Source organism: Streptomyces sp. NPDC048434, assembly GCF_043200375.1.
Classification (GTDB): Bacteria; Actinomycetota; Actinomycetes; order Streptomycetales; family Streptomycetaceae; genus Streptomyces.
In genome coordinates, this window is the sequence record NZ_JBICXQ010000039.1 from 19,330 (window position 1) to 39,837 (window position 20,508).

Consider the following 20,508-nt stretch of genomic DNA (forward strand, 5'->3'; position numbering starts at 1 on the left):
ATGAGCGCCTTGAACCTCGACGACTTCGCCCATCTGATCGAGCGCCCCGATGGCGGGGTGCGCCGTGACGCCGAGGAGCGGCGGGCACAGCTGGCCGTGCCGCCGGGTGCGCTCGGCCGCCTCGACGAGCTGGGTGAGTGGCTTGCCGCGGCACAGCAGCAGGTGCCGGTGCGGCCCGTCGAGCGGCCGCGCGCGCTGCTGTTCGCGGGCGATCACGGGGTGGCCGAGCTCGGGGTGTCGGCCCGGCCGGCCGGCGGCACCAAGGATCTCGTACGGGCCGTGCTGGACGGGGCGAGCCCGGCCGCGGTGCTGGCCCGTGGCGCCGGGGCGCAGCTGCGTGTGGTGGATCTGGCAGTGGACTGCGCCCCGGAGGAGCTGCCCGAAGACGTCACCCGGCACCGGGTGCGGCGCGGTTCGGGGCGGATCGATATCGAGGACGCGCTGACGGCGGAGGAGGCCGAGGCGGCGTTCCGGGCCGGGATGGCCGTCGCGGACGAGGAGGCGGACGCCGGCACCGACCTGGTGGTGCTGGGCGATCTGAGCGTCGGCGGGACGACCGCAGCGAGCACCCTGATCGCCGCGCTGTGCGGCACGGACGCCTCGGTGGTCACCGGGCGGGGCGGGGCCCCCATCGACGATCTGGCCTGGATGCGCAAGTGCGCGGCGATCCGTGACGCACTGCGGCGGGCCCGTCCGGTGCTCGGCGACCAGCTGGAGCTGCTGGCCACGGTCGGCGGCGCGGATCTGACCGCGATGACCGGCTTTCTGCTGCAGAGCGCGGTGCGCCGTACGCCGGTGATCCTGGACGGGGTGGTCTCGGCGGCCTGTGCGCTGGTGGCGCAGCGGGTGGCGTTCCGGGCTCCGGACTGGTGGGTGGCCGGGCAGGCGAGCGGGGAGCCGGCACAGGCGAAGGCCCTGGACCGGATCGCACTCAACCCTCTGCTCGACCACGGCGTCACTGCTGGAGAGGGGACGGGGGCGCTGCTGGCCCTGCCATTGGTGCAGGCGGCCGCGGCCCTGGCGGCAGAACTGCCCGTACGCGACTGACCCGGCACCGGCCTACCCTGGCCGGCCACCGTACGAAGCGATCGGACGAGCGCCCGGCCAGGGCGCTCATCACTTCACACCCGTACCGGACCACCGACGGCGCCCCATAAGATCACGGTTTACACGTTTTATGGGAGACATCGCTTGAGTCCGGACGAAGACCGCCCCCCTCGCGGCACGTGGTCACAGCGTGGTGCCGCATTCGGCATCTGGTATCTGCGCACGGTCACCTTCATCAATTTGCTGAGCGCGGTATGGGTGTCGTTCGGCAATGACATCCGCCGGCACAACATTGCGGAATTCTTCACTCCGTATCTGCTGACGGCGGGGTTCGCCTCCGGCGCCTTCTCGCTCTTCCTGTCGGTGACCCTGCGCCGCCGCAAGCGGGCGGCGTGGATTTTGAATCTGGTGCTCTCCGGGCTGCTGGCGCTGCTCTTCGGATTCGGGATGGCGGTGGCCCCGGAGTTCCGCGGGCATGTGCAGAACTGGGTGTCGCTGGCATTGACCGTGCTGTTCGCCGTCGCGCTGGTGGCCGGGCGCCGCGAGTTCTCCGCGAAGGGCGACCGCGCGAACCCGAAGCTGGCGGCGACGGTCGCGGCCGTCGGTCTGCTGGCCGCCTCGCTGCTCGCGGCGCTGCTGGTGACCGTCACCAACACCGCCGGGGACGGTGCCTCGACGTTTGTGCAGCGCTGGCGCTACGGCCTGATGCGGCTGGTGTCGCTGGCCGCCGACGACCGTGCGTTCCCGGAGATCGCCACCCCGAACTGGGTCAATGTCACGATCAATGTGCTCAGCACGCTGCTGCTGGTCGCGGTCCTGTGGGCGGCGTTCCGGTCCGTGCGCAGCACCGACCCGATCACCGAGGACGACGAGGAGCGGCTGCGCGCCCTCCTGGCACGGCACGGCGCCCGTGATTCGCTGGGCTACTTCGCGCTGCGCCGCGACAAGAGCGTGCTGTTCTCCCCCAGCGGCAAGGCGGCGGTCACCTACCGCGTCGTGGGCGGGGTGTCGCTGGCCTCCGGCGATCCGCTGGGCGACCCCGAGGCCTGGCCCGGGGCGATCGAGGTGTGGCTGGCCGAGGCACGGGAGCACGGCTGGGCGCCCGCGGTGATGGGCGCGAGCGAGGAGGGCGGCACGATCTACGCCCGGCACGGTCTGGATGCGCTGGAGCTCGGCGACGAAGCGATCGTGGACACCGCGGAGTTCACGCTCGGCGGCCGCGCGATGCGCACCGTACGGCAGGCTTACCACCGCGTCGAGCGGGCCGGCTACACCGTCCGTATCCGGCGCCACGAGGACATCCCGGCACCGGAGATGGCGCACCTGCTGCGGCTGGCCGACGACTGGCGCGACGGGGAGACCGAGCGCGGTTTCTCGATGGCCCTGGGCCGGCTCGGCGACCCGGGCGACGGGCGCTGCGTGATGCTCGAATGCCGGGACGGCGGCACGGGAGAGGAAGAGGGCGAGCTGCGGGCGCTGCTCAGCTTCGTGCCCTGGGGCGAGAAAGGCCTTTCGCTGGACCTGATGCGCCGGGACCGGAACTCCGAGAACGGGCTGATGGAGTTCGTGGTGCTGGAGTTGATCCAGCGGGCGGAAGAGGTGGAGATCACTCAACTCTCGCTCAACTTCGCGATGTTCCGTTCCGTCTTCGAACGTGGATCGCGACTCGGCGCGGGCCCGGTGCTGCGCCTGTGGCGTTCACTGCTCAGCTTCTTCTCCCGGTGGTGGCAGATCGAATCGCTCTATCGCGCCAATGCGAAATACCGGCCGATCTGGGAGCCGCGATACATGCTCTTCGAAAAGAGCACCGATTTGCTGCGGATCGGAATCGCCGCCGGCCGTGCGGAAGGCTTTCTGGAAGCACCCGGTCTGCCCAAGTGGCTGAACCGCAAGCACCTGGAGAAGGCGAGATGAGCGAGGCGGGGGCGAGGGGGGAGGTAGCCGCGCCGGTGCCGCGGCAGGTGCCCGCCCTGCGCCGCGCCGCGCGTGCCGAATGGGGCCCACTGCTGCGGACGGTGCGGTCCTCGCTGGTCACGACGAAGCTGCGGGCGATCCCGGTGACGCTCACCGCGGTGTGTCTGACCCTGGTCCTCCAGTTCGTGCAGAACCAGGCCTGGGGCTACCGGACGGTCCAGAACATCGGCTCCGTACAGGCCTACGAGCATCTGTGGGTGGCCTTGCTGCGCACCCCCCTGTCGCTGTTCATGCCCGCGCTGGACCTTCCGGTGTGGGGGGCGCTGGCGCAGATCCTGGTGGTCTTCGGGATCGCGGAGATCTGTGTGGGCTGGCGGCAGACACTGCTGGTCGCCTACGTCGCCACGCTCGCCGGGACGATGTACGCGCGGATCGGCATCTGGATCGGCCCGGTGAGCCCCGTCGGGCTGCCCGACTCGGACAAGTACGTCATCGACACCGGGCCGTCGGCGGCCGTGGTGGGGCTGGCGGTGTTCGTGTGCTGGCGCTATCGCGCGTGGTTCACCTGTGGCGTGGTCGCCATGGCGATGGTCGTCGAGGTGGTGTCCATCAAGAACAACCTGGCCGGCAAGGAGCATGTCGCTGCGGTGCTGGCGGTGCTGGCGGTGTGTGCGCTGTGGGAGGTGCGGCGGCCGCGCAAGCCGGGGGACGCACAGCGGGTCAGCGGCTGGGAGCACCCCCGATGACATGCTCGACCTTGCGGCGCAGCGCCGACCAGCGGAGGTCGTGACGGTAGGCGCGGACCCTGGCACGGGCCCGCGCCTTCGGGCGTCTGCGGTAGAAGCGCCTGGCCCAGGGCGAGTTGGGGCGGGCCAGCCGGATCGCGCCGAAGAGCGCGACGAACGGCACGAAGACCCCGATGACCGCGATCCGGCCCTTCCCCTTGGTGAGCGCGACGAGCGCGAAGAGGAAGTTGACGGCCACGGTCCGGACGACCGTGAAGCGGTCGGTCGACTCCTCCGGGCTGAGTTCATTGACGCCGAACGGCAGGAAACCGCCGAGGATCAGGGCGACCAGGGCGACGGTGAGGATGACGATCTCGACGCTCTTGGCCCCCTCCTCGGTCCAGTACACGTCGTCGAGGTGGAGGATCAGCGCGAACTCGTCCAGGACGAGGCCTACGCCCATACCGAAGAGCACCGCCGCGACACCGGCACCGAAGCCGCGCCGGCCGCCCGCAAGGGCGATGAAGCCGCCGATGACCATCAGGATCACTCCGGGCACGACGTGGTGGACGTGCACACCGCCGGGAGTGACGTTGCGGAACGGCCCCTTGCCCGCGCGGATGAGCCGGGTGATGGCCCGGGTCACGAGGAAGGTCAGCACGAACGAGGCGAGGGCGAGCAGCAGCGGCAGCTTCCCCGGCTCGACGATGTTGCGGTACCACCAGTGGCCCATCCCACACGCTCCCCATTTGTCGGGTAAGGCACCTCGTCACCATTAGGCCCTGTTTTGCTGGTCGGGACCGGCAGCCAAACGCGGCGGACGCCCGGATAGCCTGCCGCGGTGACCGACACCCCCACTCCTCCGGCTCCCTCCGACGCCCTGCGCTTCGCCTTCGGGACGCTGACCGTGCTGCCGGTACGCGTCACCCGCTGGGACCGGGAGGCGGCGCGCGGCGGCATGCTCTGTGCGCCGCTGGCCGGGCTGGTCGTCGGGCTGTGCGCGGCCGCGCTCGGCGCGGCGCTGCTGCTGCTCGGCGGCGGTCCGCTGCTCGCCGCGGTCGCCACCGCCGTGGTCCCCGCCGTGCTCACCCGCGGACTGCATCTGGACGGGCTCGCCGACACCGCCGACGGTCTGGGCAGCGGCAAGCCCGCCGAGGACGCGCTGCGCATCATGAAGCAGTCCGACATCGGCCCGTTCGGGGTCATCACGCTGTTGTTCGCCCTGCTGGCCCAGGTCGCCGCGCTGGACGCGTTGTACGCGGACGGCTGGGCACGCGGCGCCGTCGCGGCGGCCGTTGCGGCGGTCACCGCGCGCTGCGCCCTGACGCTCGCCTCCCGCGCGGGGGTGCCGGCCGCCCGTCCGGAGGGACTCGGCGCGGCGGTCGCGGGCACCGTCCCGGTGCGGGCGGCGCTGCTGTGCACGGGGGTGACGGCCGCCGGATGCGCGGCCGCCGGCGCCGCCTTCGGTCCGTACGGCGCGCTGCACGCCGGGCTGGCGGCGCTGCTCGGCCTCGGGCTGGGCGAGTTGCTGCTGCGGCACTGCCGGCGGCGCTTCGGCGGGGTGACCGGCGATGTGTTCGGGGCACTCGCGGAGAGCGCGGGGCTCACGGCGCTGGTGGCGTTGACTCTCGGATAGCGCCCGGGCGCGCCCCCCGGGGGTTCGGTCAACTCGCTTACCGGGAAGGGCAGTTCGCCCTGTATTCCGGTAACTGCCGGGGCCCCGTTATGTGGCGGTGTGGTATTGGACGGGCCTTGTGGCGCCGCCGAGCGTAGGCTCGGCCGCAGCAGCGCGCTGCGCGCAGACGGATTCCCCGGACGGAACAGGACCTTCATCACCGTGACTGCACTGACCCTCAGTACTTCTTCCGCCGCAACGGTGCGCGCGGATGCCGTCGTCGTCGGCGTGGCCAAGGGCGCCAAGGGCGTCGTTGTCGCCCCCGGCGCGGAAGCCGTGGACAAGGCCTTCGGCGGCAAGCTCGCCGCCGTGCTGGAGACCCTCGGCGCGAGTGGTGCCGAGGGCGAGGTGACCAAGCTGCCCGCCGCGGACGGCCTCAAGGCACCGGTCGTGGTGGCGGTCGGCCTCGGCGAGGCGCCGGGCAAGGACGACGGCTACGACAACGAGGCGCTCCGGCGCGCCGCGGGCAGCGCCGCCCGCGCGCTGACCGGCACCAAGAAGGCCGGCTTCGCACTGCCCGTCGAGGACGCCGAGGCGGCGGCCGCGGTGAGCGAGGGCGCCCTGCTCGGCGCGTACACCTTCACCGCCTACCGCAGCAACGGCAACGGGCAGAACGCCAAGGGCGGCAAGAAGAACGACGCCAAGTCGGCGCCGCTCGCGGAGGCCGCGATCCTCGGCGGCAAGCCGCGCGACAAGGAGTTCAAGGCCGCCGCCGAGCGCGCCCAGGCCCTGGCCGCGGAGATCAACCGCGCCCGCGACCTGATCAACATGCCGCCCAACGACCTCCACCCGAAGTCCTTCGCCGCCGAGGCGCAGGCCGCGGCCAAGGAGTTCGGCCTCAAGGTCGAGGTGCTCGACGAGAAGGCGCTCAAGAAGGGCGGCTACGGCGGCCTGCTGGGCGTCGGACAGGGTGCGGAAGCCCCGCCGCGGCTGGTGCGGATCGCGCACACGCACGCCAAGGCCACCAAGACCCTGGCGCTGGTCGGCAAGGGCATCACCTACGACTCGGGCGGCATCTCCCTCAAGCCGGCCGGTCACAACGAGACCATGAAGTGCGACATGAGCGGCGCCGCCGCGGTGTTCGCCACGGTCGTGGCCGCCGCCAAGCTGGGCCTGGAGGTGAATGTCACCGGCTGGCTGGCGCTCGCCGAGAACATGCCGTCCGGCTCCGCCACCCGTCCCGGTGACGTGCTGACCATGTACAGCGGCAAGACCGTCGAGGTGCTCAACACCGACGCCGAGGGCCGCCTGGTCCTGGCCGACGCGCTGACCCGCGCCTCGGAGGAGTCCCCGGACGCGATCGTGGACGTCGCGACGCTGACCGGTGCGATGGTGCTGGCGCTGGGCCACCGCCACTTCGGGATCATGGCCAACGACGACGCCTTCCGTACCTCGGTCCACGAGATCGCGGAGGAGGTCGGCGAGCAGTCCTGGCCGATGCCGATGCCCGGCCACCTGCGCAAGGGCATGGACTCCCCGGTCGCCGACCTCGCCAACATGGGCGAGCGGATGGGCGGCGGTCTGGTGGCCGGGCTCTTCCTGAAGGAGTTCGTCGGCGAGGGCATCCCGTGGGCGCACCTGGACATCGCGGGCCCGGCCTTCCACGAAGGAGCTCCCTGGGGTTACACCCCCAAGGGCGGCACGGGATCCGCGGTACGCACCCTGGTGCGGCTGGCGGAGCGTACCGCCGCGGGCGACCTGGGCTGACGGTCAACTCGGAGAGCTTTCTCCCTCTTGCCCGTTATATCCGTACGGCCCCGGGCATACCGCCCGGGGCCGTAGGTGCGTATACACCCGTGTTCGCCCTCAACGAAATCCGTACGCAAGTACGCGCCAGTAACCCATACGGGGCGGCTGATCGTCCGCCCCGAGCCCGGCCCGCCGTCCCGGCTTCGTGGAACAAGTGCGAAGATGGGTTCTCGGCAGGACAGGGCCCCCCTTACCCAGGGCCGAAGTAAATGCGGCCGAACCACAGCCGCCGCCCGGTCATCGGAGACCGGCTCCGGCGTACCCATGCATGGAGGACGTGACGTGGCGAACGACGCCAGCACCGTTTTCGACCTAGTGATCCTCGGAGGCGGTAGCGGTGGTTACGCCGCTGCCCTGCGCGGGGCGCAGCTGGGCCTGGACGTCGCCCTGATCGAGAAGGGCAAGGTCGGCGGTACCTGCCTGCACAACGGCTGCATCCCCACCAAGGCTCTGCTGCACGCCGGTGAGATCGCCGACCAGGCTCGCGAGAGCGAGCAGTTCGGTGTCAAGGCCACCTTCGAGGGCATCGACATCGAGGCGGTCCACAAGTACAAGGACGAGGTCATCTCGGGCCTGTATAAGGGCCTGCAGGGCCTGATCGCCTCCCGCAAGGTGACGTACATCGAGGGCGAGGGCCGGCTGTCCTCCCCGACCTCCGTCGATGTGAACGGCCAGCGTGTCCAGGGCCGCCACGTCCTGCTGGCGACCGGCTCGGTGCCGAAGTCGCTGCCGGGCCTGGAGATCGACGGCAACCGCATCATCTCCTCGGACCACGCGCTGACGCTGGACCGCGTGCCGAAGTCCGCGATCGTGCTGGGCGGCGGCGTCATCGGCGTCGAGTTCGCCTCCGCGTGGAAGTCCTTCGGCACCGACGTGACCATCATCGAGGGCCTCAAGCACCTCGTGCCGGTCGAGGACGAGAACAGCTCCAAGCTGCTGGAGCGGGCCTTCCGCAAGCGGGGCATCAAGTTCAACCTCGGCACCTTCTTCGACAAGGCCGAGTACACCGCCGACGGCGTGAAGGTCACCCTCGCCGACGGCAAGACCTTCGAGGCCGAGGTGCTCCTGGTCGCGATCGGCCGCGGGCCGGTCTCGGCGGGCCTGGGCTACGAGGAGCAGGGCGTCGCGATGGACCGCGGCTACGTCCTGGTCGACGAGTACATGCAGACCAACGTGCCGACCATCTCGGCCGTCGGTGACCTCGTTCCCACCCTCCAGCTCGCCCACGTCGGCTTCGCCGAGGGCATGCTGGTGGCGGAGCGGCTGGCCGGCCAGAAGACCGTGCCGATCGACTACGACGGCGTGCCGCGCGTCACGTACTGCCACCCCGAGGTCGCTTCGGTGGGTATCACCGAGGCCAAGGCCAAGGAGCTGTACGGCGCCGACAAGGTCGTCGCTCTCAAGTACAACCTCGCGGGCAACGGCAAGAGCAAGATCCTCAAGACCACGGGCGAGATCAAGCTCGTCCAGGTCAAGGATGGTGCCGTGGTAGGCGTCCACATGGTCGGTGACCGTATGGGCGAGCAGGTCGGTGAGGCCCAGCTGGTCTACAACTGGGAGGCCCTGCCGGCCGAGGTTGCGCAGCTCGTGCACGCGCACCCGACGCAGAATGAGGCCCTCGGCGAGGCCCACCTGGCCCTGGCCGGAAAGCCTCTCCACTCCCACGACTGACCCCAGTCCCGGGCGCGACCACATCCGCACCACACTTGTAAGGAGCAACTGAAACCATGGCGGTTTCCGTAACCCTGCCGGCGCTCGGCGAGAGCGTCACCGAGGGCACCGTCACTCGCTGGCTCAAGGCCGAGGGTGAGCGCGTCGAGGCCGACGAGCCCCTGCTCGAGGTGTCGACCGACAAGGTCGACACCGAGATCCCGGCCCCGGCCGCCGGCATCCTGTCCGCCATCAAGGTGGCCGAGGACGAGACCGTGGAGGTCGGCGCCGAGCTGGCCCTCATCGACGACGGCAGCGGTGCGCCCGCGGCCGAGGCGGCCCCGGCCGCCGCCGAGGCACCCGCGGCCGAGCCGCAGCCCGAGCCCGCCCCGGCTCCGGCCGCCGAGGCCCCCGCCCCCGCTGCTGCCCCCGCGGGCGGCGCCGAGGGCACCGACGTCGTCCTCCCCGCGCTCGGCGAGAGTGTCACCGAGGGCACCGTCACCCGCTGGCTGAAGGAGGTCGGCGAGGAGGTCCAGGCCGACGAGCCGCTGCTGGAGGTCTCCACCGACAAGGTCGACACCGAGATCCCCGCGCCGACTTCCGGCACCCTGCTGGAGATCGTCGTCGGTGAGGACGAGACCGCCGAGGTCGGCGCCAAGCTCGCCGTCATCGGTGTGGCCGGCGCCGCTCCGGCCGCCGCCCCGGCTCCGGCCGCTCCGGCCCCGGCCGCCGCTCCGGAGCCCGCCCCGGCTCCTGCTCCGGCCCCCGCTCCGGCGCCGGCCGCCGCTGCCCCGGCTCCGGCCGCTCCGGCTCCGGCTCCGGCCCCGGCCCCGGCCGCTCCGGCCCCCCAGCCGGCCGCCACCCCCGCCCCGGCTCCGGCCGCCGGTGAGGGCGACGGCGCCTACGTCACCCCGCTGGTGCGCAAGCTCGCCGCGGAGAACGGCGTCGACCTGTCCACGGTCAAGGGCACCGGTGTCGGTGGCCGGGTCCGCAAGCAGGACGTCATTGCCGCCGCCGAGGCCGCCAAGGCCGCCGCGAAGGCTCCGGCCGCCGCCCCGGCCGCCGCCTCCAAGGCCCCGGTCATCGAGGCGTCCCCGCTGCGCGGCCAGACCGTCAAGATGCCGCGGATGCGCAAGGTCATCGGCGACAACATGATGAAGGCCCTGCACGGCCAGGCGCAGCTGACCACCGTGGTCGAGGTGGACATCACCGCGATCATGCGGATGCGCAACAAGGCCAAGGACGGGTTCGCGCAGCGTGAGGGCGTCAAGCTCTCCCCGATGCCGTTCTTCGTCAAGGCCGCGGTCCAGGCGCTGAAGGCCCACCCGGTCGTCAACGCCCGGATCAACGAGGACGAGGGCACCATCACCTACTTCGACGCCGAGAACGTCGGTATCGCGGTGGACGCGGAGAAGGGCCTGATGACCCCGGTCATCAAGGACGCCGGTGACCTCAACATCGCCGGTATCGCCCGCAAGACGGCGGACCTGGCGGGCAAGGTCCGGGCGAACAAGATCACGCCGGACGAGCTGTCCGGTGCGACCTTCACCATCTCCAACACCGGTTCGCGCGGCGCCCTGTTCGACACCGTCATCGTGCCCCCGAACCAGGTCGGCATCCTGGGCATCGGTGCGACCGTCAAGCGTCCGGTGGTCATCAACCACCCGGACCTCGGCGAGACCATCGCGGTGCGCGACATGACCTACCTGGCGCTCTCCTACGACCACCGTCTGGTGGACGGCGCGGACGCCGCCCGCTACCTGACCACGGTCAAGCAGATCCTGGAGGCCGCCGAGTTCGAGACCGAGATCGGTCTCTGAGTCCGGCCGCCACGCCATAGGTGTGCAGCAGGGGTCGGCCCCGGTTCGTACGAGCCGGGGCCGGCCCCTTTGCGCGTTCCGGATCCCCTGCGCCGCCCCGGGCCCGTCCGCGCGTCCCGGATAATGGCCCTCTCGTCACCACCCGCTCTGAAGGAGCACCTCATGACCCCGCCCGTCGTCCATTCGCTGCGCGAGCAGATCCGCGAGCACATCCTCGAGGGGATCGTCAGCGGCCGCTGGCAGCCGGGCGAGCGGATCGTGGAGCGGCGGATCGCGGTGGAGCTGGAGGTCAGCCAGACGCCCGTACGGGAGGCGCTGCGGGAGCTGGAGTCGCTGCAGCTGATCGAGTCGGCGCCGAACAAGGGCGTACGGGTACGGAATCTGACCGCGGACGATCTCAAGGAGAGCTACCCGGTACGGGCCGGGCTGGAGCAGGTGGCCGCCGAACTGGCCGCCGGGCGGCTGGCCGGGGACACCGTGGCGCTGGAGCGCGAGGTGGCGGCGCTGCGCGAGGCGGACCTGGCCGGTGACGGGGAGGCGCAGGTGCGGCACACAGTGGCCTTCCACCGGGAGATCGTGCGGGCCGCCGGGAACGCCGTACTGCTGCACACCTGGGAGTCGCTGGGCATCGAGGTCTGGACGACGCTGTCGATCCGCTGGTTCAGCCCGGAGCCGCGCTCGCACGCCCAGGACCACCAGGAGATCGTGGACGCGTTCCGGCGGCGTGACCCGAAGATCGGCGCCTTGCTCAAGTCACACGTGCTGAGCTGCGCACCTCGGGTCTGACGGGGCGTCCGGGAGAGGCGACCGACCCCGGAATCGACTGGCACGCCGTGCCCGATATTGCGGCACCCCGTGCCGACCTGCGGTTATTCGTCCGCGGAGCGTTGATCGATCATCGATCAGAGGCGTATCGTCTTCCGTCGGGGCGCGACAACCCTGCCTGCCGAACTCGTAGGGGGTGTCGTCAAGGCCCGCCGTCCACCCTGAGGACGCGGCCGACAGCGACGGCACCCCGAGCTACCCTCCCGTCCGGAAAGGGGCCACCCATGCCCGATCCCGTGCGCCTGCCGTACAGCCAGCTCGACCAGCTCCCGGACCGCGACCCCGAGGAGACCGCCGAGTGGCGCGAGTCGCTTGACGCCGTCACCAAGGCAGCGGGCCCGCATCGCGCCTCGTACCTGATGCGCCGCGCCCTGGAGCACACCGCGCGCACCGAAGGCACCGCCCTGCCGTCCCTCCTGGAGACGGAGTACGTCAACACCATCCCGACCTCCGCCGAGCCCGAATTCCCGGGCGACGAGGCGATGGAGGCCAGGATCACGGCCTGGAACCGCTGGAACGCCGCCGCGATGGTCACCCGCGGCTCCAAGCTGGGCCTGGGCGGCCACATCGCCACCTTCGCCTCCGCCGCCTGGCTCTACGAGACCGGCTTCCAGCACTTCTTCCGCGGCAAGGAGGGTGATGGCAGCGGCGACCAGCTCTACATCCAGGGCCACGCCTCCCCCGGCGTCTACGCCCGCGCCTTCCTCGAAGGCCGCCTCACCGAGGAGCACCTCGACCACTTCCGCCAGGAGGCCGGCGGCGAGGGTCTGCCGTCCTACCCGCACCCGCGGCGGCTGCCCTGGCTGTGGGAGTTCCCCACCGTCTCCATGGGTCTGGGCCCGCTCTCCGCGATCTACCAGGCGCGCTTCAACCGCTACCTGGAGCACCGCGGCATCAAGGACACCAGCAACTCCCACGTCTGGGCGTTCCTGGGCGACGGCGAGATGGACGAGCCCGAGTCGACCGCCGCCCTGGCGCTGGCCGGCCGTGAGGGCCTGGACAACCTGACCTTCGTCATCAACTGCAATCTGCAGCGCCTCGACGGCCCGGTCCGCCCCAACTTCAAGATCGTGCAGGAGCTGGAGGCCCAGTTCCGCGCGGCCGGCTGGAACGTCGTCAAGTCGCTGTGGGGCCAGGCCTGGGACGAGATCTTCGCGCTCGACACCGACGGCGCCCTGATCCGCCGCCTCGGCGAGACCCCCGACGCACAGTTCCAGACGTACGCCACCCGCGACGCCGCCTACCTGCGCGAGCACTTCTTCGGCGCGAACGAGTCGCTGCAGGCCCTGGCCGGCCGCCTGAGCGACGCCAAGCTGCTGGAGCTGTTCCAGACCTCCCGGGCCGGCCACGAGCCGCGCAAGGTGTACGCCGCCTACCGGGCCGCCGTCGAGCACAAGGGCGCGCCGACCGTCATCCTGGCGCAGACCGTCAAGGGCTACACCCTCGGCGCGGGCTTCGAGTCCCGCAACGCCAACCACCAGATGAAGAAGCTCACCATGGCGGAGTTCCGCACCATGCGTGATGTGCTCGAACTCCCCGTCCCGGACAGCGCGCTGGAGGGCGACACGGTGCCCTACTGGCGCCCGGCCGAGGACTCCCCCGAGATGGTCTACCTGCGCGAGCGGCGCGCCGCCCTCGACGGCCCGGCCCCCGCCCGCAAGGTCGTCGCCAGGCCGCTGCCGATGCCCGCCGACAAGGTCTTCGACTCCCTGAAGAAGGGCTCCGGCAGCCAGGAGATCGCCACCACCATGGCGTTCGTCCGGCTGATCAAGGATCTGATGCGGGACAAGGAGACCGGCAAGCGCTGGGTCCCGATCGTCCCCGACGAGGCCCGTACCTTCGGCATGGAGTCGCTCTTCCCGACCGCCGGCCTCTACTCCCCCAAGGGCGCGACGTACGACCCGGTCGACCGCGACCAGCTCCTTTGGTACAAGGAGGCCAAGGACGGCCAGATCCTCAACGAGGGCATCACCGAGGCCGGTTCGCTCGCCGACTTCACCGCCGCCGCGACGTCGTACGCGACGCACGGCGAGCCGATGATCCCCTTCTACATCTTCTACTCGATGTTCGGCTGGCAGCGCACCGCCGACCAGTTCTGGGCGCTGGCCGACCAGTTGGGCCGCGGCTTCGTCATCGGCGCGACCGCCGGCCGCACCACGATGACCGGTGAGGGCCTCCAGCACGCCGACGGCCACTCGCACCTGATCGCCTCCACCAACCCGGCGGCGCTCTCCTACGACCCGGCCTTCGCCTACGAGGTCGCGGTCATCGTCAAGGAGGGCCTGCGCCGTATGTACGGCCCGGACGCCGAGGACGTCTTCTACTACCTCACGGTCTACAACGAGACCAAGGTCCAGCCGGCCATGCCGGAGGGCGTCGAGGAGGGCATCCTCAAGGGCCTGTACCGCTTCAACGAGGGCACCAGGCCCGAGGCCGACAGCCCGCAGCTGCAACTGCTGGCGTCCGGCACCGCCATCCACTGGGCGCTGGAGGCGCAGCAGCTGCTGGCAGCCGACTGGGGCGTGGCGGCGGACGTGTGGTCCGCACCGTCCTGGACGGAGCTGCGGCGGGACGCCCTGGAGTGCGACGCCGCCCGGCTGGAGGGCGAGGACCGGATCCCGTACGTCACCCGTGCGCTGGCCGGGGCACCCGGCCCGGTCGTCGCGGTCAGCGACTGGATGCGGGCGGTGCCGGACCAGATCGCGCCGTGGGTCGAGCAGGACTGGACCTCCATCGGCACCGACGGCTTCGGACTGTCCGACACCCGCGAGGCGGCCCGCCGCCACTTCGGCGTCGACCCGCAGTCGGTGGTCGTCCAGGCGCTTGCCGCCCTCGCCCGCCGGGGCCAGGTCAAGCCGGAGACCGTCAAGGAGGCCAGGGAGCGTTACGGCCTGTGAGTCATGGGCCGCACCGCGGCCCGTGCCTCCTGGGCGGCCCCGGCCCGCGCCGGGCGCCGCCCGCCCCTGAGGGGCACCCCAACTCCCGTGCGGAGGCCACCTTCCCGCGCCCGGGGCCTTCGCACGGGATTCCACCACCGGCCCGGCCGGGCCATGCCCTGACTCCGGCCGGGCCGGCTTTCTTCCACCCCGGGGCGACGGGTCCCCACGGGCCGCGCCCCGCCGCCGCCCCGGGCGTTGTCAGTGGCCCGCGGCATGATGGACACATGCGTGCTGCCCGGCTGATCAGGATGGTGCTGCTGCTCCAGGCGCGCCCGTCGATGACGGGCGCCGAGCTGGCGCGCGAGCTGGAGGTTTCCGAGCGTACGGTCGCCCGGGACGTCCTCTCCCTCTCCGAGGCCGGGGTGCCCGTCTACGCGGACCGCGGCCGGGCCGGCGGCTACCGCCTCATAGGCGGCTACCGCACCCGCCTCACCGGCCTCGGCCGCAGCGAGGCGGAGGCGCTCTTCCTGTCCGGGGTGCCGTCCGCGCTGCGCGAGATGGGCCTGGCCGACGCCGCCTCCGCCGCGCGGCTGAAGGTCTCCGCCGCCCTGCTGCCCGAATTGCGGGATGCCGCGACGGGCGCCGCCCAGCGCTTCCACCTCGACGCACCCGGCTGGTATCAGGAGCCCGGGACGCCCGCCCTGCTGCCGGTGATCGCCGAGGCGGTCTGGGACGACCGCCGGATCGCCGCCCGCTACCTCCGCAAGGACACCGAGGTGGAGCGGGAGTTGGAGCCGTACGGCCTCGTGCTGAAGGCGGGAGTCTGGTATCTGGCGGCGCGTACGGAGGGGGACCACCGCGTCTACCGGGTCGACCGGTTCACCGCCGTGGAACTCGCCGGGAGCGGCCGGACCTCGGACGCCGACGACGGGGGGCGGTTCACCCGTGACGTTTCCTTCGACCTCCCGGCGTTCTGGGCGGAGCGGGCGGCCCAGTTCGCCCGGTCGATCCTGCGCGAGGAGGTGGTGCTGCGGCTCTCCCCGAGCGGCGTCCGGCAGCTGCCGTACGTCACCGAACGCGCCGCGGCCCACGAGGCCATCGCACGGGCGCGGAGCGCGGACGGTCCCGATGAGCTGGGCCGGCTGACCGTGACACTCGCCGTGGAGTCCGCCGAGGTCGCCTTCGCGCAGCTGCTGACGCTCGGCCCGGAGGGCGAGATACTCGCGCCCCCCGGGCTGCGTGAGCGCTTCGCGTCGGCCGCCCGCCGGACGACCGCGCTGTACGCATAGGAAGGGCGCGGGCCGGCCCGGGGCCGTCCGGCCGTGAACCGCCCGACGCCCCTGAGCGGTGGCGGCGCCCTCAGCGGTAGTCGTCCGCGCTCGCGTCCTTCCCGCCGAAGACGACGTCCTCGAAGTAGCCGAAGCAGTCGGGCCGGGAGCCGTCCGTGTCGGTGAAGCCGTACTCCTTCGCCAGCTGCCCGCTGGAGAGCGACCGGCCGCTCCAGCGCTCCCTGGCCGGGTCGGCGGCCAGCGCCCGTACGCCGCGGGCGATCAGCGCCGGCGATTCGGCGATGGCGAAGTGCGGCTCCTCGGCCACCGCGTCGCGCCAGGTCTCCTCCGTCACCCCGAAGTGGTCGAGCATCTCCTCGGACCGCAGGAAGCCGGGGGTGAGCGAGACCGCCGTGCCGCCGTGTTCCTTCAGCTCGGCGGCGAGACCGAAGGCGATGCGGTGCGGCGCGTTCTTGGTGAGGTCGAAGCAGAGGTTGCCACGGTAGGTGCGGTTGAAGGCGGCGGTGCCGTCGGTGATCTCGACCACCAGCCCGCCGGGCCGCCTGATCAGCAGGGGCAGGGCGTAATGGCTGGTGATGATGTGGGTGTCGATGCCGAGGCGGAACATCCGCAGCCCGTTCTCCAGGTCGAGGTCCCACAGCTTGGTGTCGAACTCGATCAGCCGGTCGCCGCCCCAGATGCTGTTGACCAGCACATCCAGCCGGCCCTGCTCGCGGTCGATGCGCTCGGTCAGCGCCTTGACCTGCGCCGGGTCCAGATGGTCGGCCGGTACGGCGATGCCGGTGCCGCCCGCCTCGGACACCAGCTCCGCGGTCTGCTCGATCGTCTCCGTGGCCCGGCCGACCTCGCTGACCCGTTCCCGGGTCGTCCGTCCCGTCACATACACCAGGGCGCCGGCCCGCCCCAGCTCGACCGCCATCGCCCGGCCGGCGCCGCGGGTCGCCCCGGCGACCAGCGCCACCTGTCCCGCCAGTTCCTGCTGTCCCGTCACGTACGCCACTCCTCGCTGTCAGGTGCCTCGCATCCGTACACGGCGACCGTGACAGTGAATCCCGACATCTCCTGTCCGGATTCACCGGCCGCCGTACAGCGATCCGCCCAGCGCCTACGGACGGAGCGCGCGCACGCTCCCCCCGCTCCGCAGCCGTCCGACGACCTGCGCCGGGGCGTGCTGCCCGGCCGGCGCCAAGAGCGTGCTCCCGCTGCCGGTGGCCCGTACACCGCCGGTGGCGTCGATGCCGCCGACCTCCTGGCTGCCGGCCGCGAGCAGATACCACTTGCCGGACTTCGCCTGCCAGTGGACGTCGCCCACCACAGGGGTGCCGAAGCGGCTGCAGGCGGCGGTGTTCGCGGCCCGTCCGGCGATCCGCCCGGGGTCGGCCGGGCGCGCGGCGGGCGGCAGGAACTGCAGTGTCACGCTGCCGGGCCCGCGCCAGGTGTCGGCACGGCTGCACACCCAGGTCGCGCTGCCGCCGCCCTCCGGGAGGCGCTGCCCGGCGAACGCCCAGTTGTTGACGGACCGTACGCCGGCGCCCCGCAGCGACCCGAGCGAGCAGGCCGTACGGGCCCAGCTCTGCAGGGCCGGGGCGCCGGTCGCCGCATCCGGTCCGCCACCCGGCACGCCGCCGGGCGGCAGCGAGGTCAGGTGGACGGGGACGAGGTCGTCGAGGTCGGTCACCAGGAAGGGAGGGTTCACGCCGGTCCCCCCGATCCGGGTCGAGGGCCGGAACTGGGCCGCCGGCCAGTGCCCGCAGCCGGCGTTCCCCTCGGGCGGTGTCGGGATCCGGTCGGTGACCCCGTCCGGGGCGACATGCAGCCCGTGCACCGGGGCGCCCGGTGCCAGCAGGTCGCGGACGGTCACATCGGAGGCCCACGGCGCGAGCAGATACCGCATCCAGCCGTGGCCGCGCCCGATCACCAGCGCGGCGCCGGTCGTCAGATCCGCGTCGTCGACCCGTGCGAAGTGCAGTGTGGGCGTGGCGTCTTCGGGCTCGGCGTAGCGCACCAGCCGCTCGCCGTCGTGGAGGACCACGACCATCACGTTGTCGATCAGGCCCGCGTACAGCAGCTGCGGCGGATGGTCGGGCGGCCGGGTGGAGGTACCCGCCGATGTCATGATCCGGGTGTCGGCGGGCGGCGCCGCCCAGACCTGCAGCGCCCGCGCCAGCAGCTCCTGGTCGCCGGCCTGCCGCCCGCGGGCGGGCCAGGCGGTGAAGTCCACCCGGGACGTGTCCGCCCACTGATCATTGGGGGTGCGCAGCAGCCGGCCCGGGTCCAGCGCCTGCTCCGCGGTGGTCGGGGTGTGTCCCGCCCGCTCCCCGCCACCGCGCGACACCCCCGCGGCCACCGCGCCGACCGCCAGTACGGCCGTCAGCGCCAGCACCACCCGGACCCGCTGCCGGCGGCGCAGCAGGTCCGTCGGCCGGGTCTGCACCGTGCACGGGTCGAACTCCCCCGAGTTCAGCAGTGCCGCGGCACCGGCCCCGGTCTCCCGGTCCACCTGCGACGCCGCCCGCTGTGCCGCGTCCGGGTCCTCGACCCCGGCCCGCGCCAGCACGCTGCGTGCGGCGTCCTCGTCCAGACCCTCCAGCTGCCACAGCCCGAGGGCGGCCCGTACCGACGCCGGGACGGTGGACAGCGCCTGGTCCAGGGCGAGTTCCTCGGCGCCGCCGGCCCGCGGGAAGAGCCGCAGTCCCCAGACCTGGGGCATGGCGGCCGGTCCCCGGACCGGCCGTCCCTCGTGCGCCAGCGCCAGCCGCAGGGCCCGCAGCCGCACCACGTCGTAGCCCGACTCGGCCGCCGGGCCGCGCTGCGCCGGCAGTCCGCCGTCCGGCCGGCGCAGCCGGGCCCGCGGCAGCGCCCGCTGGACCAGGCCGTGCGCGGTCAGGACCCGGCGGTGGCGGCCGATCGACGGGGGCAGGACGAGGTAGGTGAGGCGGACGAGCCGTGGATAGTGCTCGACGATGGCCGCCTCGGCCCGCTCGACATCGGCCCGGGTGCGTTCGTCCATGGGCATGGCCTGGAACAGCCCTTCGCGAAATGGTGGATATGCCGTCGTTCGGTCGTTGCACGCCGTCCAACGAGTGATTCTTGGGACGGTCACACGACGGCGCACCGGCCGGGGTGAGCGAACGGATCCGAACACCCCGTCACCTGTTTGAACACCACGTCACCGATCCGGATAACGACCCTGTCGCATCCGGGGTACTCCGCATGCGGCGGGCGCCGGCAGGGCAGATGCTGGAGCGGTGATGGACGAGACGGAGTTCTGGGAACTGATCGACGGTTCCCGCGAGGCCGCCGAGGGCGACCCCGAGGAGCAGGCCGACGCGCTGGTCGAGCGGCTCCTCGGGCTCGACCCGGATGCCGTCGTGGACTTCGCCCGCCACTTCGAGGCCCGCTACAACCGGGCGTACTCCTGGGACCTGTGGGCCGCGGCCTCCGTGATGCTGGGCGGCGCCAGCGACGACGCCTTCGACTACTTCCGCTGCTGGCTGATCGGCCAGGGCCGCGAGGTCTTCGAGGGCGCGCTGCACGACCCGGACCAGCTCGCCGAGCTGGTGGACGACTTCGACGAGGCGGTGGACGGCGACGCCGAGGAGCTGGGCTATGCGGCCGACGAGGCGTACGAGCAGATGACCGGCGGGGTGATGCCGGATCTGGGACTGCCGCCGCCGCCCCGCGAACCGCTCGGCACCTACCTCGACTTCGACGACGACCAGTCCATGGCGGAGCGCTTCCCCACCCTCTGGGACCGTTTCAAGCCGTAAGACGGGCCCCGGCGTCCTGACCCGGAGTCGGTCCGGGCCGGGGAACGCGGCGGGCCGGGCCCCGGATGTCGCCACCGACCCGTCGCTGCGGGCAGGATGGCCCCATGCGGATCGCGATCACCGGCTCGACCGGACTCATCGGCACGGCGCTCGTACGGTCCCTGCGCTCGGACGGCCATGACGTCGTCCGGCTCGTACGGCGCGCGCCCACGGCCGCCGACGAGGTGCGCTGGGACCCCAAGCACCAGGAGGTCGACACCGCCGGGCTGGCCGGCTGCGGGGCGGTCGTCCATCTGGCCGGCGCCGGCGTCGGGGACCACCGCTGGACGGCCGCCTACAAGCAGGAGATCCGCGACAGCCGGGTCCTGGGCACCCGGGCCCTCGCCTCGGCCCTCGCCGCCATGGACAACCCGCCGGGAGTCTTTGTCTGCGGCAGCGCGATCGGCTACTACGGCGACACCGGCGACCGGCGGACGGACGAGAGCGCACCGGCCGGCCGCGGATTCCTGCCGGAGCTCTGTGTGGCCTGGGAGGACGCCGCGAAGCCGGCCCAGGACGCGGGGATCCGTACCGCCTTCGCCCGCACCGGTCTGGTCGTGGCACGCTCGGGCGGCGCCTGGGGCCGGCTCTTCCCCGTCTTCCGGCTCGGCCTGGGCGGCCGGCTCGGCGACGGCAGCCAGTACTGGAGCTTCATCTCCCTGGAGGACCACATCGGGGCGCTCCGCCACCTCATCGAGACCGAGGGCCTGACCGGGCCGGTCAACCTCACGGCCCCGGAACCGGTCACCAACCGCGAGGTCACCGCCGTGATGGGCCATGTCCTCCACCGCCCCACGCTGTTCTCCGTCCCGGCTCCGGTCCTGCGTGCCGCCCTGGGCGAGTTCGCCGGCGATGTGCTGGGCAGTCAGCGGATCATTCCGCAGCGGCTGCTGGACTCCGGGTTCGCGTTCGCCCATCCCCGCATCATCGAGGCGATCCGGGCCGCGTAACCGGCCGGCCGCGGAGTCGTCCGCGTCACACCGCCGTCCGGGCGGCATAGCTGCAGGGCCACACGGGAAGCTTTGGCCAAGGGGCGCGTCGGCGCGCCCCTTGGACGCCCCCTGTCGAACGGACCGCCGCCTTCCTGCCGTCCTCGCACACCTCACCTCGGTACCCCCGGCGGCAC

The 20,508-nt window shown here is 72.2% G+C and carries 15 protein-coding genes; 12 read left to right on the forward strand and 3 right to left on the reverse strand.

The features are described from left to right. From cobT to ACGFWI_RS34650, 3 genes are all read left to right on the forward strand, one after another. Entirely contained in the window at positions 1-1,047 is a 1,047-nt protein-coding gene (gene cobT, locus ACGFWI_RS34640) for a nicotinate-nucleotide--dimethylbenzimidazole phosphoribosyltransferase (RefSeq protein ID WP_393910023.1), read from the forward strand. 144 nt (positions 1,048-1,191) lie between these two features. Further along, a complete protein-coding gene (locus ACGFWI_RS34645; protein ID WP_393910024.1) occupies positions 1,192-2,961 on the forward strand; it encodes a phosphatidylglycerol lysyltransferase domain-containing protein in 1,770 nt (589 codons plus the stop codon). Continuing rightward, on the forward strand, positions 2,958-3,707 hold the full coding sequence (locus tag ACGFWI_RS34650) for a hypothetical protein (protein ID WP_393910025.1): 750 nt from the start codon (positions 2,958-2,960) through the stop codon (positions 3,705-3,707). The genes ACGFWI_RS34645 and ACGFWI_RS34650 overlap by 4 nt, the downstream gene beginning before the upstream one ends. Here ACGFWI_RS34650 and ACGFWI_RS34655 read toward each other — a convergent pair. Further along, on the reverse strand, positions 3,682-4,419 hold the full coding sequence (locus tag ACGFWI_RS34655; RefSeq protein ID WP_393910026.1) for a hypothetical protein: 738 nt from the start codon (positions 4,417-4,419) through the stop codon (positions 3,682-3,684). The two genes, ACGFWI_RS34650 and ACGFWI_RS34655, sit on opposite strands and share 26 nt — an antisense overlap. Positions 4,420-4,527: 108 nt before the next feature. On the opposite strand from ACGFWI_RS34655, the gene ACGFWI_RS34660 reads away from it, so the two are divergent. The 7 genes from ACGFWI_RS34660 to ACGFWI_RS34690 all read left to right on the forward strand — a co-directional run bounded on the left by ACGFWI_RS34660 (position 4,528) and on the right by ACGFWI_RS34690 (position 15,573). Beyond that, complete coding sequence (locus ACGFWI_RS34660; protein WP_393910027.1) at positions 4,528-5,322, forward strand: adenosylcobinamide-GDP ribazoletransferase; 795 nt, start codon at positions 4,528-4,530, stop codon at positions 5,320-5,322. A gap of 201 nt (positions 5,323-5,523) precedes the next feature. Then, positions 5,524-7,068, forward strand: coding sequence for a leucyl aminopeptidase (locus ACGFWI_RS34665; RefSeq protein ID WP_393910028.1), 1,545 nt, complete (start codon positions 5,524-5,526; stop codon positions 7,066-7,068). A 324-nt stretch (positions 7,069-7,392) separates the two neighbouring features. Continuing rightward, entirely contained in the window at positions 7,393-8,781 is a 1,389-nt protein-coding gene (gene lpdA / locus ACGFWI_RS34670) for a dihydrolipoyl dehydrogenase (protein ID WP_159480499.1), read from the forward strand. A gap of 56 nt (positions 8,782-8,837) precedes the next feature. Then, positions 8,838-10,580, forward strand: coding sequence for a 2-oxoglutarate dehydrogenase, E2 component, dihydrolipoamide succinyltransferase (gene sucB / locus ACGFWI_RS34675; protein WP_393910029.1), 1,743 nt, complete (start codon positions 8,838-8,840; stop codon positions 10,578-10,580). A gap of 162 nt (positions 10,581-10,742) precedes the next feature. Next, positions 10,743-11,366 carry a GntR family transcriptional regulator gene (locus ACGFWI_RS34680; RefSeq protein WP_393910030.1) on the forward strand — a complete coding sequence of 208 codons (624 nt, stop codon included), beginning with the start codon at positions 10,743-10,745 and terminating at the stop codon, positions 11,364-11,366. Between the two features lie 263 nt (positions 11,367-11,629). Beyond that, on the forward strand, positions 11,630-14,302 hold the full coding sequence (gene aceE / locus ACGFWI_RS34685; protein WP_393910031.1) for a pyruvate dehydrogenase (acetyl-transferring), homodimeric type: 2,673 nt from the start codon (positions 11,630-11,632) through the stop codon (positions 14,300-14,302). Positions 14,303-14,568: 266 nt separating this feature from the next. After that, positions 14,569-15,573: a helix-turn-helix transcriptional regulator gene (locus ACGFWI_RS34690; RefSeq protein WP_393910032.1), complete on the forward strand. Its 1,005-nt coding sequence runs from the start codon at positions 14,569-14,571 to the stop codon at positions 15,571-15,573. A gap of 70 nt (positions 15,574-15,643) precedes the next feature. Here the strand turns inward: ACGFWI_RS34690 and ACGFWI_RS34695 are convergent, their stop codons facing one another. Together ACGFWI_RS34695 and ACGFWI_RS34700 are read right to left on the reverse strand one after the other, a co-directional pair. Continuing rightward, positions 15,644-16,564 carry an SDR family oxidoreductase gene (locus ACGFWI_RS34695; protein WP_393910033.1) on the reverse strand — a complete coding sequence of 307 codons (921 nt, stop codon included), beginning with the start codon at positions 16,562-16,564 and terminating at the stop codon, positions 15,644-15,646. Between the two features lie 114 nt (positions 16,565-16,678). Further along, a complete protein-coding gene (locus ACGFWI_RS34700) occupies positions 16,679-18,583 on the reverse strand; it encodes a hypothetical protein (RefSeq protein ID WP_393910034.1) in 1,905 nt (634 codons plus the stop codon). Between the two features lie 241 nt (positions 18,584-18,824). On the opposite strand from ACGFWI_RS34700, the gene ACGFWI_RS34705 reads away from it, so the two are divergent. Then, positions 18,825-19,343, forward strand: coding sequence for a DUF4240 domain-containing protein (locus tag ACGFWI_RS34705; protein ID WP_393910035.1), 519 nt, complete (start codon positions 18,825-18,827; stop codon positions 19,341-19,343). A 104-nt stretch (positions 19,344-19,447) separates the two neighbouring features. Further along, positions 19,448-20,332, forward strand: a complete 885-nt coding sequence (locus ACGFWI_RS34710) for a TIGR01777 family oxidoreductase (protein WP_393910036.1) — start codon at positions 19,448-19,450, stop codon at positions 20,330-20,332. Positions 20,333-20,508: the final 176 nt, after the last annotated feature.

What these genes read in the sequence shown, in the direction of transcription:
- ACGFWI_RS34650 (WP_393910025.1), top strand. Translation starts at nt 2,958, where the DNA reads ATGAGCGAGGCGGGGGCGAGGGGGGAGGTAGCCGCGCCGGTGCCGCGG.
- ACGFWI_RS34700 (WP_393910034.1), bottom strand. Translation starts at nt 18,583, where the DNA reads ATGGACGAACGCACCCGGGCCGATGTCGAGCGGGCCGAGGCGGCCATC.
- ACGFWI_RS34705 (WP_393910035.1), top strand. Translation starts at nt 18,825, where the DNA reads ATGGACGAGACGGAGTTCTGGGAACTGATCGACGGTTCCCGCGAGGCC.
- aceE (WP_393910031.1), top strand. Translation starts at nt 11,630, where the DNA reads ATGCCCGATCCCGTGCGCCTGCCGTACAGCCAGCTCGACCAGCTCCCG.
- ACGFWI_RS34680 (WP_393910030.1), top strand. Translation starts at nt 10,743, where the DNA reads ATGACCCCGCCCGTCGTCCATTCGCTGCGCGAGCAGATCCGCGAGCAC.
- sucB (WP_393910029.1), top strand. Translation starts at nt 8,838, where the DNA reads ATGGCGGTTTCCGTAACCCTGCCGGCGCTCGGCGAGAGCGTCACCGAG.
- cobT (WP_393910023.1), top strand. Translation starts at nt 1, where the DNA reads ATGAGCGCCTTGAACCTCGACGACTTCGCCCATCTGATCGAGCGCCCC.
- ACGFWI_RS34710 (WP_393910036.1), top strand. Translation starts at nt 19,448, where the DNA reads ATGCGGATCGCGATCACCGGCTCGACCGGACTCATCGGCACGGCGCTC.
- ACGFWI_RS34655 (WP_393910026.1), bottom strand. Translation starts at nt 4,419, where the DNA reads ATGGGCCACTGGTGGTACCGCAACATCGTCGAGCCGGGGAAGCTGCCG.
- ACGFWI_RS34690 (WP_393910032.1), top strand. Translation starts at nt 14,569, where the DNA reads ATGCGTGCTGCCCGGCTGATCAGGATGGTGCTGCTGCTCCAGGCGCGC.